Annotated in this window: 15 protein-coding genes; 1 reads left to right on the top strand and 14 read right to left on the bottom strand. The window is 44.8% G+C overall.

Annotated features, from left to right (window positions below):
* Positions 1 to 44: 44 nt before the first annotated feature.
* From KH180_RS13340 to KH180_RS13275, 14 genes are all read right to left on the bottom strand, one after another.
* On the bottom strand, positions 45 to 1,421 hold the full coding sequence (locus KH180_RS13340; RefSeq protein ID WP_290761135.1) for a GntR family transcriptional regulator: 1,377 nt from the start codon (positions 1,419 to 1,421) through the stop codon (positions 45 to 47).
* A gap of 258 nt (positions 1,422 to 1,679) precedes the next feature.
* A complete protein-coding gene (locus KH180_RS13335; protein ID WP_290761133.1) occupies positions 1,680 to 2,522 on the bottom strand; it encodes a prepilin-type N-terminal cleavage/methylation domain-containing protein in 843 nt (280 codons plus the stop codon).
* 27 nt (positions 2,523 to 2,549) lie between these two features.
* Positions 2,550 to 3,704 (bottom strand): S41 family peptidase, encoded by a 1,155-nt coding sequence (locus KH180_RS13330; protein ID WP_290761131.1) that lies wholly within the window; start codon positions 3,702 to 3,704, stop codon positions 2,550 to 2,552.
* A gap of 138 nt (positions 3,705 to 3,842) precedes the next feature.
* Complete coding sequence (locus KH180_RS13325; protein ID WP_290761129.1) at positions 3,843 to 5,258, bottom strand: hypothetical protein; 1,416 nt, start codon at positions 5,256 to 5,258, stop codon at positions 3,843 to 3,845.
* A gap of 72 nt (positions 5,259 to 5,330) precedes the next feature.
* The gene (locus KH180_RS13320; RefSeq protein ID WP_290761127.1) at positions 5,331 to 6,647 is read right to left on the bottom strand and encodes a GntP family permease; all 1,317 of its coding nucleotides are present in this window, start codon (positions 6,645 to 6,647) and stop codon (positions 5,331 to 5,333) included.
* 1 nt (position 6,648) lies between these two features.
* Positions 6,649 to 8,217 (bottom strand): acyl CoA:acetate/3-ketoacid CoA transferase, encoded by a 1,569-nt coding sequence (locus KH180_RS13315; protein ID WP_290761125.1) that lies wholly within the window; start codon positions 8,215 to 8,217, stop codon positions 6,649 to 6,651.
* A complete protein-coding gene (locus KH180_RS13310) occupies positions 8,205 to 8,645 on the bottom strand; it encodes a MaoC family dehydratase (RefSeq protein ID WP_290761123.1) in 441 nt (146 codons plus the stop codon). Before KH180_RS13310 ends, KH180_RS13315 begins: the two co-directional genes overlap by 13 nt.
* A 167-nt stretch (positions 8,646 to 8,812) precedes the next feature.
* Complete coding sequence (locus KH180_RS13305) at positions 8,813 to 9,700, bottom strand: LysR family transcriptional regulator (protein ID WP_290761121.1); 888 nt, start codon at positions 9,698 to 9,700, stop codon at positions 8,813 to 8,815.
* A gap of 112 nt (positions 9,701 to 9,812) precedes the next feature.
* Positions 9,813 to 11,024, bottom strand: coding sequence for a murein hydrolase activator EnvC family protein (locus KH180_RS13300; RefSeq protein WP_290761119.1), 1,212 nt, complete (start codon positions 11,022 to 11,024; stop codon positions 9,813 to 9,815).
* Positions 11,025 to 11,035: 11 nt separating this feature from the next.
* A complete protein-coding gene (ftsX, locus tag KH180_RS13295; protein ID WP_290761117.1) occupies positions 11,036 to 11,944 on the bottom strand; it encodes a permease-like cell division protein FtsX in 909 nt (302 codons plus the stop codon).
* Positions 11,934 to 12,614: a cell division ATP-binding protein FtsE gene (gene ftsE / locus KH180_RS13290; protein ID WP_290761116.1), complete on the bottom strand. Its 681-nt coding sequence runs from the start codon at positions 12,612 to 12,614 to the stop codon at positions 11,934 to 11,936. Before ftsE ends, ftsX begins: the two co-directional genes overlap by 11 nt.
* A gap of 23 nt (positions 12,615 to 12,637) precedes the next feature.
* The gene (locus KH180_RS13285; protein WP_290761114.1) at positions 12,638 to 13,723 is read right to left on the bottom strand and encodes a PucR family transcriptional regulator; all 1,086 of its coding nucleotides are present in this window, start codon (positions 13,721 to 13,723) and stop codon (positions 12,638 to 12,640) included.
* A 90-nt stretch (positions 13,724 to 13,813) separates the two neighbouring features.
* Positions 13,814 to 14,647 (bottom strand): YitT family protein, encoded by an 834-nt coding sequence (locus KH180_RS13280; protein WP_290761113.1) that lies wholly within the window; start codon positions 14,645 to 14,647, stop codon positions 13,814 to 13,816.
* A gap of 69 nt (positions 14,648 to 14,716) precedes the next feature.
* Complete coding sequence (locus KH180_RS13275; protein ID WP_290761111.1) at positions 14,717 to 15,979, bottom strand: LCP family protein; 1,263 nt, start codon at positions 15,977 to 15,979, stop codon at positions 14,717 to 14,719.
* 115 nt (positions 15,980 to 16,094) lie between these two features.
* Here KH180_RS13275 and ymfI point away from each other — a divergent pair, with 115 nt between their 5' ends.
* Positions 16,095 to 16,817, top strand: a complete 723-nt coding sequence (ymfI, locus tag KH180_RS13270) for an elongation factor P 5-aminopentanone reductase (RefSeq protein WP_290761109.1) — start codon at positions 16,095 to 16,097, stop codon at positions 16,815 to 16,817.
* Positions 16,818 to 16,822: the final 5 nt, after the last annotated feature.

Here is a 16,822-nt window from a genome sequence, read left to right as displayed (position 1 = left end):
GAAAGCCCCCGCTTCGTACATCTTTATGTTGCTTTTCACCAAATCTAATACTTAGAAAAAACAGTGCGGATATTCTGTTCTTCCCGTTCAATCAAATCTTCCAGGCATCCCGCAAATGCAGACAAGTCACCGGCGTTCAGAAAATCTGCGGCCTCCTGTATGGTCCTGGCGTATTCCGTATGCATACTTTTTCCATTCAGCCGGTACAAAGTAAACGGATAACCCCATGCCGTCAGTTCACGCAGCTTTGCATAACATTCCTGTATGATGGAGCGCGGACAATGCTCCACTATAAAAGTCAGGCTGATCTCAAAGCAAAGATAACTGTTTTTTTCTTCCAGCAGACGCAGAAATCTTTGTTTGTATATGTTTCTCTCTGTTTCTGAAGCATTCCCGTATGTATAAGTCAAAACCGGCCGTATGGTTATATGCATCAGCTGCAGGCTTTCACGATAGAGTCTCAGCCCATCTGCGATCTCCGGCTGTTCAAAATTAATCTGCCGGACATTCATCTTGATCTGTGTTCCTTTTCCCTGAAAGGACTGCGTGATCCCTGCACTGTTTAAAATACTTAAGGACCTGCGGACAGTACTTACGGATACATCGTAATGCTTTGCCATCTGCGGCAGGGACGGCAGAAAACTCTCCACAGGATATATTCCTTTTCCAATATCACGGATCACATGGCAAACCAGTGTATAACACAGCTGCGGCCTCTGGCGGTAAATATTCCATTCAAATGGAATCTGCTCTGTCTCCTCTATAGAATATTCCTTCCGGGCCTCCTCAATGAATTCAAACAGCCTGCTGACACCGTCCTTAAATCCTGTCTCATACCGATCCATCAGTTCCTGCATTGTCTCATGGACAAATTCTTTACACTCAGGTTCCCTCTTTCCGCTGATTCCTGTGTAGGGAAAGCGGAGGAAACGAATCAATTCCCAGTACAGATTAATCATCAGACTGTTGTTTAGCTTAGAGAGAACTAAAAGAAAGAATCGAATCGTCATCATTCCCCAGACTTCCGACGACTGCCCAAGTTCTTGCTTGATATTGATCCAATCCTCTTTTTTTAAGCTGTTTACAGCCAGGTCCCATATGGGTTTTATAAAAATCCCGTTTGAATCAATCAGATCCTGAATCTCTTTTTTTCTTGGTACAAAATATTCAGCTGCCAGTCTTCTTCTTTTCACTCTGTCTGCCTTATAGGTTACCATTGATGCCTTTCTGGCATCAATGCGTATATATCCCTGCTTTTCCAAAGCCGCTAAACCGGCCCGCACTGTGGCAGGAGCCATATGGAACACTGCACAAATCTTTGGAATGGACGGAAGCTTATCCCCATATTCATAATATCCATAAACAATTCTGGCCTCATAGTATTCAAAAACAAGCTTATATATCCCGGATTCTAACTCCATATTTGCCGCACCTCATGTTTTAATATCTGTTGAAATATATCACCAAACTCTGCTCATATATATATTAATAAATTTTAGCACAGTTCCTGCGGAATGGCAACAGGAAGCAAGAAAGATTTTCCTGATCGCCGCAGTGAGATCCTCGCAGAGCGTTTTTTGTTTCATAGGGCGCACGTTCCTATGCAGCAAAAAGACTCCTGAAGCTGTTCTGCCTCAGAAGTCTCTGGATGATTCTGAAATTTGAAGTTGGCGCATATGTTAAAAATTGAGTTTGATCCAGCTTCCCTGCCCGGGCTTTTCCCATTCGCCCACAGGCCCGGGAGCAATATAATAACTGCCTCCGGCATAACACAGATCACCCCTCTTTACATTTTTTAAATAAGGGCCTGATTCATTTTCTATATCCTTGTTAATATACAGCTTTGTGCCGGAATCAATCTTAATCAGCTGCCCCGGATTCTTCCCAGCCAGGTCAGCCAGTGTGAGATCCGGATTCTTATCCGTTCCGAAATAAGGGTCATTAATGGACGCATAAAGACCTGTTTTATCCTGGTATAAGATTCCATTTCCAAATCCTGCTCCATACCCGTTATTTATGGCATCTTTTTTCTGCTCCCATCCATCTTTTGAAGAAGCCGTGATTTCATGCTTTGCACCGCTGCTGTCTGTAATCGTCACTCCGCCGCCGGTTTCATCGTCCTTTCCGGACTCTGTGTTGTCTCCGCCCGTTTCATCTCTGACAATCCTGTACGTTCCGTCCTCGTAGACAACTGTGATTTTCCCCTTTGTGGTATATTTCAGGTAGGTCACTTTATAGTCTGTATTATAACGGATCTCGCGGATCGTACCCTTTTCCTCCGCCTGATCCAGAACCTGACTGTAAGGCGGAGTCAATACTGCAGTTCCTGTTTCCCCATATTGCTCTGACAAAATTGCCTGGGCCGCCTGGACACAATTACGGCATTCAACAATGGCCGCTTTCTCCTTAGCTTTTCTGATATATCCCGTAAGCGACGGAACCAGCAGAGCAATCAATATTGCCAGAATCAGCAGAACTACAATAAGTTCCACTAAAGTAAAACCATCCTTTCTCTCTCTCATCACTTTGTGCCCCTTTTTCAAATTGTGCTATTTATCCATCTGCCTGCGAAGAATCTGCTCTGCCTTCCGGAGCTGTTCATCGGCTTTTGTTTTGGAGTTGTCTTTGACTTCCACATCCGGCTTAATACCCTTTTTATGAATGTTCTGTCCTGAAGGTGTATAGTAAGAAGCATATGTCAGCTTGGCATAGGAACCGTCACCCAGTTTAAAAAATCCCTGGACAATTCCTTTTCCGAACGTCTTCTCTCCTACCAAAGTACCTCTTTTATGATCCTTCAGTGCACCGGATAAAATCTCTGACGCACTGGCGCTGTTTCCGTTCACCAGGACGCAGACCGGGACTTCCACTGACTGGGAAGCATCTGACCTGTATACTTTTTCTTTTCCCTGCTTATCCTTGATTGAAACGATCCTGCCCTTTCCAAGCAATTCATCGGCAATATCTACAACAGCGTCCACAAGGCCTCCCGGATTATCTCTGACGTCAATAATCAGGCCCTTCATGCCCTGCTTCTTCAGCTTTTTGATCCCTTCCTTAAACTGGCCGACTGTCACCTCATCAAATTCAGAAATAGACAGATATCCCATGCCTCCGTCCAGCATTTTTGTCTCTACGGTCTGAGTCACAACTTTTTTCCTTGTGATAGTAAAATTCCTTGTGTCCTTTTCTTTTCCCCGGAGAAATGACAGTTTTACCTTTGTGCCTTCTTCCCCTTTGACCTCTGAAACAACTTTATCCAGATCCTTGTCACTGACAGACTTTCCGTCTACCTTTACAAGAATATCTCCTGACTTGATACCCTTTCCGTCACTTGGTCCTCCTTTAATGACTTTGACTACCTTGATTGTTCCCGTCACCGTATCCTGGGACAGATAAATACCCACTCCTGAGAACACTCCCTCTGTAGCTTCCATCAGCTCCTTGAATTCACTTTCTGAGTAATAAGCAGAATAAGGATCCCCCAAACCTGCCAGATATCCTTTGTATGTGTAATCCTCCAGCTTTTTCCTGTCTACCTTTCCAGTATAATACTGGTCCACGGTTTTTTCCAGGCGGTCAAGCTTTTCTGCAACCTCCAGATGATCTCCCGATACCGAATATGCACGGTATAATAAGAATCCTTCACCCAGGGAAACGGCCAGCAGGACTGCAATTATAATTTTTGAGAGTTGTTTTTTCATTTCGACCTCCACGTCCGGATACTTGTGCGTATACAAAAGCATCCTGCAAATATGTGTTTCATTATAACACTGAAAAAAAGCTCCCACAACCCTCAGCTGAAGGAGTGGAAGCAAATTCCAAAGAATATCTTATATCATTTATTCAACAAACCAGCTGCAGTGAAGGTTCAGCCAGCTTCCGGCCGGTACTGTATTATTAGCAGTTGTATTATTGCTATATTTTTGGGCCATACACTTTCCGCTGGCGGCTGCGGTAAACAAGTATCGATTTGATCCGCTTCCCTGCATCACATAATATTCATTCATTGAAGGACGGAAACCGGAAGGTATAGTAATAAAGCTGTCATGACTCTGCCAAGTGGTACTATTTGTCACGATCCCTCTGATATGCACAATCTTTCCCATTTTTCTGACCTGTGGACGATTACTTGTACTGCCGTAAGCACTAATGCCATTTCCCATTCCACAATCTACCCATCCTGAATCACCGTAGTTTGTAGCTTTCAGACTTCCAGACGGAACACTTGCTACATATTTGCCATTGGTTTTTATTTGTACAGAACTCATATAAGACAAATTTGTTTTAACATCCAAAATTGCCACATGATCATATGACTCAGATTTTCCCACATAAAAATACCAGACACCTGCAGAATTTCGGTACAGATACATGTTCATATTCTTCATACCGTTATTATTATAGTAGAATGAATACACATTAGGATCTGTGCCTGAATCATTAGAAAATTGAATATAAACATCCGTGGAGAATATATCCCCTCTTCTGCAGATCTCCAGCTTAATAGGAGAGTTTACATAATTTCCACTCAAACGAATCTCTGCCATCAAAAGATATCCTGCAGCACCGCCGCCGTCACCGGAAGACAGAACATTAAATCCTTTATTCAAATAAAGGTCTCCAGTCACTCTGCCTCCGGATAAGGGCAGATACTTCGTTAAGTTTGAACTAATTTGTCCTGCCTGATCCTTAACCTCATTTACAGCACCCGTCAGATTATTTTTTTCTGATGTTTTTAAACTATCCAAATTCCCTACTTGCCCATTTAACTTTTCAATGGCTTTCGTATGAATCTCATACTGCTCCACTGTTACCATTCCGGCGTAATCAATTGTCACTTCAAACGGCACGGTATTTGAACTTTTTAAATTAAAGTTCCAGGTGATTGAAAAACCGGGGGACTCAGCGGCAGATGGTATCATTTTCTCCTTATTTGCCTGGGCAAGACAATATAAGACTTCTCCGCCTTCCGGATCTTCCACATAAAATCCAACCTGCCACAGCTCATAACCTTCCTTCAGCTCTGTATTTTCTAAAATCAAAGGAATCGTTATATTATCACCTTTGACAATCGGCTGCAGAAGCCTGATTTCCTGCTTTGGAGTTGATACTTCTGTCTGCTGCCTCAAATTTACCAGCGGTACAAACCCGGCTCCTGTCACAGCCCTCGAAATCTTTAACGAATGTTCATTTATAATTCTCGCCTGCAACGCAAGCCCTTCATCTGTAATTACTGCATTTTCCCATAGATTCATGTTTTTCCTCCTTTCTTTTTTCTATACAAACTATAACATGATATCTATGGACATTGTGGGCAAATAAAAACCTTACACGATCCCCATCATTCCCATGGCAACTACAACAACGGTAGCTAAAATAGGTATGACACAGGTTACCATCCCAATATCCGCGTAGGATTTCTTATGGGTCATCCCCGCCACTGCAAGCAGTGTGATAACAGCTCCGCAGTGAGGCAGGGAATCGAGGCCTCCTGAAGCAATGGACGCCACCCGGTGAAATGCTCCCGGATCAATATTCAGTGCTGCTGCCATTTCCATATACTTTGGCCCCAGTGCCTCCAGTGCAATTCCCATACCGCCGGAAGAAGATCCTGTCGCTCCGGCAAGCAGCGTCACTGCCAGTGCCTCTGAGATCAAAGGACTTGCTTTGATGCCCAGAACCGCTTTTGTCAGCACTGCAAATCCGGGAGCTGCCTTCACCACTGCCCCGAAGCCCACAGCCGCAGACGTATTCATAATTGCCATAACCGATCCGTTGGCCCCTTCACTGACCGCACCAATGATGTCTTTCAGATGAGACAGATTCAGCAGCACAGAAGCTCCGATTCCAAGCAAAAGTGCAATGATAATCGCATATGTGGATTTTTTATCATCCGGAAACGCAACAAACATTGGGAGAATATTCAGCGATGCCACAACAATCAGAAGAGGAATCACGGACACCAGAGGATTTGGAAGTTTCTCAGATGAACTTTCTTTCATATTATCCGGCTCATCAAAATGTTCTCCTGCTGCCGTCATCTTTTTTGCACGGAAGGACAGCCACAGATAGCCTCCTATCAGCATGACAAGCCCTCCGGCAATACCCATAACCGGGCCTGACATTGCATTCGTACCGAAATATTTTGTAGGAATAATATTATTCAGCTGAGGGTTCCCCGGAAAAGCAGTCATAGAAAACGTAAAAGCTCCACAGGCAATACAGCCTGGAATCAGCCTTCTGGGAAGATCCGCCTCCCGGAACAGGGAGACAGCGATAGGATAAATGGCAAATACCACTACAAACAAAGAAATTCCCCCATAGACTAAAATACCGCAGCTGATAATCACAGCCAGAATTGCTCTCTGCGCACCGATCAGAGAAGACAGCTTTTTCGCTACAGAGTGCGCTGCTCCTGTAACTTCCATTGCCTTGCCGAAGACAGCACCTAAAAGGAACATCGGAAACCATGACTTTGCAAAATCCACAAGCCCCTGCATATAGGTGTCCGTATAGGCGGGCAGAAGAGACAGGCCTCCCGTAAGAGCCACTACCATAGCAGACACAGGAGCCACCCATATAATTGAATATCCCTTGTATGCCAGAAAAACCAGCAGTGCAAGCCCTAAAACAATTCCAATCATCCTATTCGCCTCCTATCTTCAGCGGTGTGTTTTCAAATATATCTGCATCCATTTCTCTGAGATTCTTGGATATCAGAGGCTTGAATTCCATTTTCTCAAGAATATGCTTCTCAAGATCAATACCCGGTGCGATTTCGATCAGTTCCAGGCCGTCCTTTGTGAGCCGGAACACCGCCCTCTCTGTAACGTACAGTACATTCTGCCCGGTCTGGGCCCCGTAGTCTCCGCTGAAGGTGATCTGTTCCACTTTATCTACAAATTTTATGAATTCTCCGTCCTGTACAATCTGAAGGCCTTTGTCCCTGACCTCAATCAAAGATTTCCCTGCAGTAAAGCTTCCGCAGAAGATAACGTTTTTAGTATTCTGAGAGATATTTACGAATCCGCCGCAGCCAACCATTCTTCCATGAAACTTGCTCACATTGATATTTCCCCGGGCATCTGCCTGTGCAAGACCAAGACAGGTCAGGTCGAGACCGCCGCCGTCATAAAAATCAAACAGATTCGGCTGTCCGATCAGCACCTCTACGTTTGCGGCCGCACCAAGACTGTGTCCTCCCTGCGGCACACCTCCGATCGCCCCTGCCTCAATGGTCATCGTGAGACGGTCGGCTATTCCGGCTTCCAAAGCTACAGCAGCCACTCCTTCCGGCACCCCGATGCCAAGATTGATAGTAGTATCCAGCTGAAGTTCCTTGGCACATCTCTTTGCAATAACTTTTCGGATCCCCATTTCCATAGGGGCAATACTGTCAGAAGGAACCTTCACTTCTCCTGTAAATGACGGATCATATAAAAGCGTACAGTTCATCTTATGATTTTCAGTCCTGGCTTTCACCAGTGTATCCACCATAATTCCCGGAATATACACATCCCTCGGATCCAGGGTTCCGGCCTTTGCCTCTTCTTTGATCTGTCCGATGACAATTCCTCCGGAATTTTTGGCAGCCTCAGCAATATGAAGTGTTTCCAGCAGAACGCCTTCTTCCTCTACTGTCATATTTCCTTTTTCGTCGCCTACTGTTCCCCTGATGACCGCCACGTCCACAGGAATAGAGCGGTAAAACAGATACTCTTTTCCGCCAGCTTCCATAACCTCCACAAAGCTTTCTTTACTTGCGGCTTCATTCATGCGTCCGCCTTCCACCCGGGGATCAGCAAAGGTCTTTAATCCTACCTGGGTCAGCACCCCCGGTTTGCCGCCTGCGATAGCCCGGAACAAATGTACAACAACTCCCTGAGGGAAATTATACGCAGCGATTTTATTATCATTTATCATTTTGCTCAGCTTTTTTGCCAGACCCACGTGGCCGGCAATGATCCGTTTGACCAGCCCTTCCTTTGCCAGATGGTCCAGCCCGAAGTCTTCCTCCAGTGCACCTCCGTCCCCGCATCCGGATGCAAACAGCAGAGTCAGCCCTTTTGGATGCCCCTCTTTTTCATAACGGGCTCCTAAAGCTTTCGCTATCTCCTCTGCAAACCCGAAGCCAAATCCAAAACCGTTGACAGCTACGGTATCACCGTCCTTGATCTGTTTAACCGCTTCCTCAGCGCTTTTTAATTTAGACATTCTTTGCCCTCCTTACATTCCGGCGGAATGACCGTCGCCTCTCCTTCAACTACCACCCTGCCTTCCTGATTGACACAGGTAGTCTCAATGGTGGCAATGGTAAACTTGGGCTTCTCTTTCATTTCTTTCACTTTCAGTCTTGCCGTCACCGTATCGCCGATCTTTACAGGTCCGGTAAATTTCAGCGACTGCCCCAGATATGTGGTTCCGGGTCCCGGAAGCTTCATGGCAATAGCCGCAGAGATAACTCCGGCACTGATCATTCCATGAGCAATCCTCTCTTTAAATACTGTATTCTTTGCATAGCTGTCGTCCAGGTGCAGAGGATTTTTATCCCCCGTCACTTCTGCAAATGCCAGAACATCCTCATTGCTGATTTGTTTACAAAAAGAACATTCATCTCCCACTTTTAATGCACAATTTCCCATTTTTACTCCTTCCCTTCTACCATTGAATCATCATATTGCATAATCACTTTGCTAAATCCATTATATATTTGGTTGATTCTCACAGTAAAATACATAAAATTCATAGACAGTATGAAAAAAAGAACTAAGTCTGAATTACATCTCAGAATTAGTTCTTTGCATTTTCCTTATTTAATATTCCCATGCTGCTTTACATAAGCCTGAAAATTTTTTATTGGATTCGAAACATATTTATCTTTCCTTATAATCAGCGCTATATCCCAGGGGAATTCAGGCTCTGTCAAGGTCAGTATCTTGATCTTATTGGAATTAAAACGGGACAGGATAGGCCGGGGCAGGATCGCCACGCCCTGATTCAGGGAAACCATCTCAGCAACAAAATCCCACTGTGAGCTTTCCATGACGATATTCGGCTCAAAACCGGACATATGGCACAGTTCCCTCGTCCTGCTGTGAAGCATAAAGGTCTTATCCAGGGAGATAAATTCTTCATTCCGAAGCTCACGGAAAGCCGCTTTTTCCCGGTCTGCCAGCGGATGTTCCGTACTGACGGTCAGTACATTATCCGACTTAAACACCGGCAGAATATGAAAATCATCCGATGCAAAGGGAAGTATCACCACTCCGATATCGATTTCCCCGGACTGTACTTTTTCCTTTACCATATTGGCACCTTCCTCAGCGATATTAAGCCGGATGCCCGGATAAGCCTTTCTAAATCCCTGAATGATTGATGCAAAATAAATCGTACTGATCACAGGCGGGATTCCCACAGAAATCTCACCGTTCTCTGCATTGATACAGTCCCGTAAATGCTCCATCTGATTGTTTATACTCTCCAGTGCATCCTGTCCTTCCTGGTAGAGCATGCGTCCCTCCGGTGTCAGACAGAAATGCTTGGCTGTCCGGTCTACAAGCTGCACATCCAAGTCTGCTTCCATAGCCTTGATGGTTTTGCTCAGCGCCGACTGGCAGATAAACAGTTCATTTGCCGCGGTGGTAAAATTTTGATTTTTTGCCAGGGCAACAAAGTAGGTCAGCTGTTTTAAATTCATACTCCGCTCCTTTCCTTAATTATCCATATAAATCCATTATACTATGAATCTTTCAGATAAAATAAGAACAGGGGTATGATATTTTTTCATACCCCTGATTCCATCCGTCTTATTACAAATAATTCATAGGATTCACATAGCTGCCGTTTTTCTTAACAGCAAAATGAACATGCGGCCCTGTAGACATCCCGGTAGAACCTGAGGATGCGATCTTCTGTCCCCGGCTGACCCTCTGCCCTGCTGAAACACTCAGAGAAGAATTATGCAGGTACAGTGTCTCCAGTCCATTTCCATGATCAATCTTTACCCAGTTTCCGTTATACGGGCTGTAGCCTGCCACCTCAACGGTGCCGCTTCCCGCTGCCACCACTGTGGAGCCTTTCGGGGCGCCGATGTCAATCCCCTCATGGAACTTGGTGCCTCCCTGCACCGGATGCGTCCTGTTGCCGTAGGATGAAGTGACCGTGTGGCAGGACGGTACCGGCCAGGTCAAAGAAGATGACGAGGAGCTGCCTCCTCCGGATTGATGGCTGCCGGAAGACGAGCCCCCTGAACTTCCGGAGGAACTGCTCCCTGAGCTGCCTGATGAGGAATTGCTTCCAGGTTTTTGGCCCGACGGGGTATTGGATGCCGTATCATAAGAATTCAGGCGGTCCTGATACTTCTGCATCAGATCTTTGTTGGATGCAATCTTACGCTGAAACTGCATCAGCTTTGACTTTTTCCCATCCGCCAGACTGATGATCTTGTTCTCCTCCTCTTTTGCCTCCTTTGTGACAGCCTTTATCTCTTTATAGCTTTTTTCCAGCTTCCTGGAAGCCAGCGCAATGTTATCCTGGGTCTTCCTGAGCTTCCTGAACATGCTGTTGTCATAGTTAGAAATTTTTGATACATAGTCAAGCCTTGTCAAAAATTCATTAAAGGACTTAGCCTGGACAATCACGTCAATATAACCGGCACTTCCATTTTCGTATAAGTACTTGATCCTTTTGCTCATAATCTTATACTGTTTTTCTTTGGAAGACTTAGCCTCACTGAGCTTCTGCTTTGTATCCTCCACTTGTTTTTTTGTATCCTTCAGCTTCTTTTCAAGCTTGTCTGCCTTATCCGATGCCTTCTCAATCTTCTGATCCATCTCCTGGATCTGTTTTTCCATATCGGCAACCTTTTTCTCAAGCTGTTTGTTTTCCTCTTCCTTTTTCTTGGACTTGTCCTTCAAATCCTCTGTTTTGCTCTTGGCTTTTACCGTCCAGTCCGGCAGCGCAGTCAAACAGAGGGAACCAATCAAAAGGAATGCCAGTGCAGTCCAATATCTTCTCTTCATAGCAGTCCCTCCTACACTCTCAAATATTTTCTGATGGTAAAGCTGCTTCCGAGACATCCGATTCCAAGTCCTACCAGAAGTGATGCCGGTATGAGATACACCATGATTTGATGCACCGGAACAAATTCCATGAAGTTGGTCAGAACATGAAATTTATCCATAATATAGTTGACAATCACCTTGTATCCTATGTAAATGGCACCCACAGGGATCAAAGAACCTATAACGCCGATCACTGCCCCCTCCACGATAAACGGAGCACGTATGAACCGGTTCGTGGCACCGATAAGCCTCATAATAGCAATCTCTTCCCCCCGCACAGCAATACCGATCGATACTGTATTGCTCACGAGAAAGACGGATACAAATAACAGGATCAGTATGATAGCTCCTGCCACATAAGCTCCCAGCAGATTGGCTTTGGATATCCCCTCAGCTGCACCTTTTGCATACTCTACTTTTCTCACTCCGTCCAGGGACTGGAATTGTGTAACCATCTTTTCATGGAACTTCACATCCTTTAACATGACTTCGTAGGAGTCTGACTCATTCAGAGGATTTTTTCCCTCAAATCCTTCCAAAAGATCTTCATTGTTCTTAAACACTTCTTTTTTATATTTGGCCCATGCTTCCTCTGCCGACACATAACGGACAGACTGAACCTCTTTTTGATCCCTGATTCTTTTGCCTATGGCATCCTTTTGATCTTTGGGAAGCTTCTCGTCAAAAAATACGGATATGGTCACAGAATCCTCCGCCTGCTTTACTGTGGCCCGCACATTAAGAAGTACGGACAGTGTAACTCCCAGCAGGAAAATACATGCCATGATCGTTCCTACCGTTGCCAGGGAAAAAATCTTATTTCTGAAAATATTTTTAAGCCCTTCCTTAAAGCCGTAAGCCAGCCGTCTAAATATCATAAGTACCGCCTTTCTCGTCGTGATGAAGAGCTCCGTCATTCAGAACGATAACGCGTTTTCCCATCTCATTTACAATCTCTTTATTATGGGTTACAACGATAACTGTAGTGCCTCTCTTCTGGATTTCCACCAAAAGATCCATGATCTCTTTGGCATTCTGCGGGTCCAGATTTCCGGTAGGCTCATCTGCCAGCAAAAGCGCCGGATGATTGACCAGAGCCCTGGCAATGGCCACTCTCTGCTGCTCACCGCCCGACAATTCATCCGGCCGTGCTCTGAGTCTGTTTCCCAGCCCCACCATCTCAAGAACATTCTGCACCTGCCGTCTCATGGCTCTTTTCGGCACCTCAATAACCTGCTGGGCAAATGCTACATTCTCATAGATTGTCCGGTCCCTGAGCAGCCGGAAATCCTGGAATACTACCCCGATCTGTCTCCTCAGATACGGTATCTGCCTCCTCTTCATCTTCTGATAATGATAGCCGTTTACTACAATATCACCGGAAGTGGCTTCCAGTTCTTTTAATAAAAGTTTGATCAGTGTTGTCTTGCCGGATCCGCTCTTCCCGACAATGAAGGCAAATTCCCCCTTATCTACCTCCAGTGACACATTGTCCAGCCCAATACTGCCTTTTTGATATTCCTTCGTTACATTCTGCAGTGTAATCATAAAGCGACTCCCCTCTCATACATTTAGCCAAGCGTATTCATGTGCTTCATATACTGTACAACCATCAGGGCAATCTTAAAGGCAATGGCATCCTCAAAATTCCTCAGGTCCAGATTGGTGCTTTTCTGTATTTTGTCGAGCCGGTATACAAGAGTATTTCTATGTATATACAGCTGTCTGGATGTCTCAGAGACATTCAGATTATTTTCAAAGAACTTATAAATCGTAGCCAGAGTCTCATCATCAATCTCTTCCGGAGAATAGTCTCCGAATACTTCCTTGATAAACATTTTGCACAGCGGCAGAGGCAGCTGGTAGATCAGCCTTCCGATACCAAGCTGGTCATAGGCTACCACTTCTTTGTTCTCGTAGAAAATCTTATCTACTTCCAGCGCAATCTGGGCTTCTTTATAGGAACGGGACACATCCTTGATTCCCTTTGCTATAGTACCGACAGCAATCCTTGCATCATTGATCCCGATTTTTTTCAGGCCTTTAAGAAGCTTCTCTGCAGTCTTTACAAATTGCTTCGACTGGGCTTTTTCGCAGACTTCCTTTACCAAAACAATGCTTTTTTCATCGACAGCGGCAATAAAGTCATCATCCGTGGTATCCTCCAGCTGTTTTACTGTCTCCACAAGGTTCTGATCTTTGCCGTAAGTAGCCTCGATCAAATAGGCAACTCTTCTCGCCTCAATGTCAATATTCAGTTTCTTGGCCCGGTTATAGATGTCCACCAGGAGCAGATTGTCAAGCAGCAGGTTCTTAATAAAATTGTCCTTGTCGAACCTCTCCTTATACGCCACAAGCAGATTTTCAATCTGAAAGACTGCCATCTTTGCCACCATATACATGCTTTCGCTCTCTCCGTCTGCCAGCAGCACATACTCCAGGCGCTTATCATCAAAGATTTTGAAATACTGTTTTCCGCCCACCACCTGGCTTTCTGCCACAGAATTGATAAACCCTTTCAGGGTATCCTCATCCTCAGCCTCCGTCTCTTTCGTTTTTGCCAAAACCTTGCCGTTTAAATCTATTACATATAAATCCACATTGGAAATACTGTGGATTCCGTCTAATGTCTCCTGCAGGATTTGATTTGAAATCATTTTCACACGCCCTTTCTTTTTACCGACCTTTTCTACTACTATATAGCAAAATGTACAAAAAAAAAAGAGAAAGATAGTAACTTTTTTATTTTATTGTGTATAATCCACAAACCCCTCCCCAATTGTCTCTCTTGTGTCAGATATAATGACAAAAGCTTTTGGGTCAGTTTCCATGACAATCTTCTTCAGAACCGGCACTTCTTTCTTTGATACAATACACATAAGAGTTTCCTGGCTCTGGCCTGTATAGGCCCCTACAGAAGACAGCTTCGTTGCACCGCGGCCCAGACGGAATAAAATCTGTTCTGAAATCTGCTTTTGATGACCGCTGATGATATACACCAGCTTAGCAACCTGGAATCCCTCCACCACACTGTCTGTAATCTTTGTTATTCCATAAATTACCAGCAGTGCAAAGCTTGTTTTTTCCACTCCGAATATAAATGCACCAGTCAGTACAATCACTCCGTCCAGCATTCCCAGAAGCATAGGGATACTCATATGCGGAAATACGATGTGCAGGAGAAAAGCCATTAAATCGGTTCCCCCTGTGGAAGTTCTCTCCTTCATCACCAGCCCGAGACCGATACCCATGAGAATAGCACCAAGGATCAGGTTTACATAAAAGTCTTTTGGAAAAAACGAAAAACGGGGCAGGACTCCCAGAAAAACAGACAGCATAAGATCACTGCATATCGTTCTTGCCATAAATTTTTTTGTCTTGTAGCGGAATGCGAGTAAAAAAAGAGGAACATTCAGTGTGACATTTGTCATCCACAGCGGGATGCCCCACAGCTTATCAAAAATGATTCCAAGACCGCCGAAACCGCCTGTGACGATTCCGAACGGCTGAAATACTGTATTGGTAGCTGATGCCATACAAAATGTTCCGATTATGATACTGACTGCTTCTTTACGCTTCACCGGGCGCCTCCTAACATAAACCTTGTTTATTGTTAGTATGGCCCCTTTTAAGCCCTTTATTCTGTCTTGCTAAATATCGTCATTGCTTCCGAGTATGATGCAGATCTGTGCACCGCTCGCAACACTTCCGACTTCTATGGATGGATTTTTGAAATATTTCTTTAAATCTTCACCCATTCCTTTTTTAGCAACAATGATTTTTGTGTCTGTCAGAGCTCCCTGACGGTTTGTTTTCACGCTTCCGACCGTAAACCCGTCCCCTGAGAGCTTGTCTCTCCAGCTTCCTGCCAGACCGCTGATCCGTGTGGAATTCTGGATCTCAATAGAGATGCCTTTTGATGAGACTTCTGTACTCTTCTTTTTCTCTGTCGTCGTCGTATCTTTCTTTGCTGATGTCTCGGTTGTGGCTGACTCCGGCACTTCTCCGTTTTCAGAGAGAAGTTCGTCAAACATCTCCTTTGTCTTCTTTGTATCCAGCTTAAAATTCTCTCCCTCATCCGTTCCCGGCAGGATCTGATAGGTAAAGTCTTTAGAGCTGATCTCATGCATTCTGCTTAAACTGTCTTTAATGCTGTCATAAGACACATTGCTCTTTGCATAGTCATTATAATATGTTTTCACAAAGCTCTTGTAATCACTCAGTGATTTTTTGGTGATGCTCTGTGCAATCTTTGTAATCAGGTCTCCTACCAGAGTAATATGATCATCTTCATTGCTGAACTGGCTGCTGTCCAGTATCAGCCCCAGCGCCTGATTTCCATTTATGGTATTATTTCCTTCCGGAATGTGGACCAGCATTTTATTCTGGTCTTTATAAGACACTTCACTGTCAAGGTTTAATTCAACTTCTCCGGAATTATTAATGGCCTTTGTAAAATTCTTCTGGGACAGGCTCTCATAATTGCCTATGGTAATCCCAAACGTTTTTTCTACCTGTGCTTTGATGACCTTAATATCCTTTACTTTTGCCGCCAGTTCCTCAACCGTGGCAGTTTTATTGTCTCCTCCCATGGCTTTGACTCCGTCGTTATCCAGAGTGAGGATCGTATCCTTCCTGACAGGTACAAAGATCATCTGCTTGTCCTTGTTGTGATAAATACGGATACATAAAGCATCCTTTACTCTTACCAGGGATACATCAACCCTCTCCTGGCTCTCCGCTTTTAATGCCTCTGCTATCTTATCCTTCTTATCTTTTTTTAATCTATTCAGAAAAAATGCTTTGCTCCCTGCAAAAGAACCTATTCCTACTGCTGCTGATAATACAATGACTACCAATATGCGCAGGATGATCGCTCCGGCTCCCGCTTTTCTTCTTGCTCTTCTGGCCATTTTTCATGCTCCTTCCGTTAAAACTGCGTTCAGTATACCAAATAAATCGATTTATTTCAACAAAACTATATGCTATACTCACCTTAAAGTTTTCTTAAATCAAGGAGGAGAAGCTATGAATACTGTACTTATCACCGGCAGTTCCAGAGGAATCGGCAGGGAGACTGCCCTGGTTTTTGCCCAAAACGGCTGGAACGTGGCCATCCATGGCTTTCATCATCCCGATCAGCTCTCAGTCCTCGAACAGGAAATAAAATCCATGGGATCTCAGTGTCTTTCTTTTATCGGTGATATCCGTGACCTATCCTTTGTAAAACAGATGACAGAGGATACGGCTTCTCATTTTGGAAACATCGACTGTCTTGTAAACAATGCGGGAATTTCCAGAACCGGCCTGTTTACTGATACCTCTGAAGCCGACTGGGCTGAAATGCTGGATACGAATGTACTTCCAGTGATTGCTGCCTGCCGAAGTGCCCTCCCCCACATGATCCGGAAGAAATCCGGTACAATCCTCAACGTATCTTCCGTCTGGGGAAACACAGGCGCTTCCTGTGAAGTTCTGTATTCGGCTGCCAAAGGAGCTGTCAATACCTTTACCCGGGCTCTCGCAAAAGAAGTTGCCCCGAGCGGCATTGCTGTGAATGCCGTCGCTTTCGGTATGATCGACACTGAAATGAACGCCGGATTCACAGAAGAAGAAAAGGAAATGATCCGGCAGGAAATTCCGGCAGACCGGATTGCCTCACCGGGGGAGGCCGCAGAGATGATTTATCACACCTGTACTGCTCCCCGGTATCTGACCGGCGAGGTCATTACCTTCTCCGGGGGATGGTAAACGTG

It is taken from the genome of Anaerostipes sp., from assembly GCF_018381315.1.
Classification (GTDB): Bacteria; Bacillota; Clostridia; order Lachnospirales; family Lachnospiraceae; genus Anaerostipes.
Note: the sequence above shows the minus strand (reverse complement) of the source record. Positions and strands in the feature narration are given on the sequence as shown.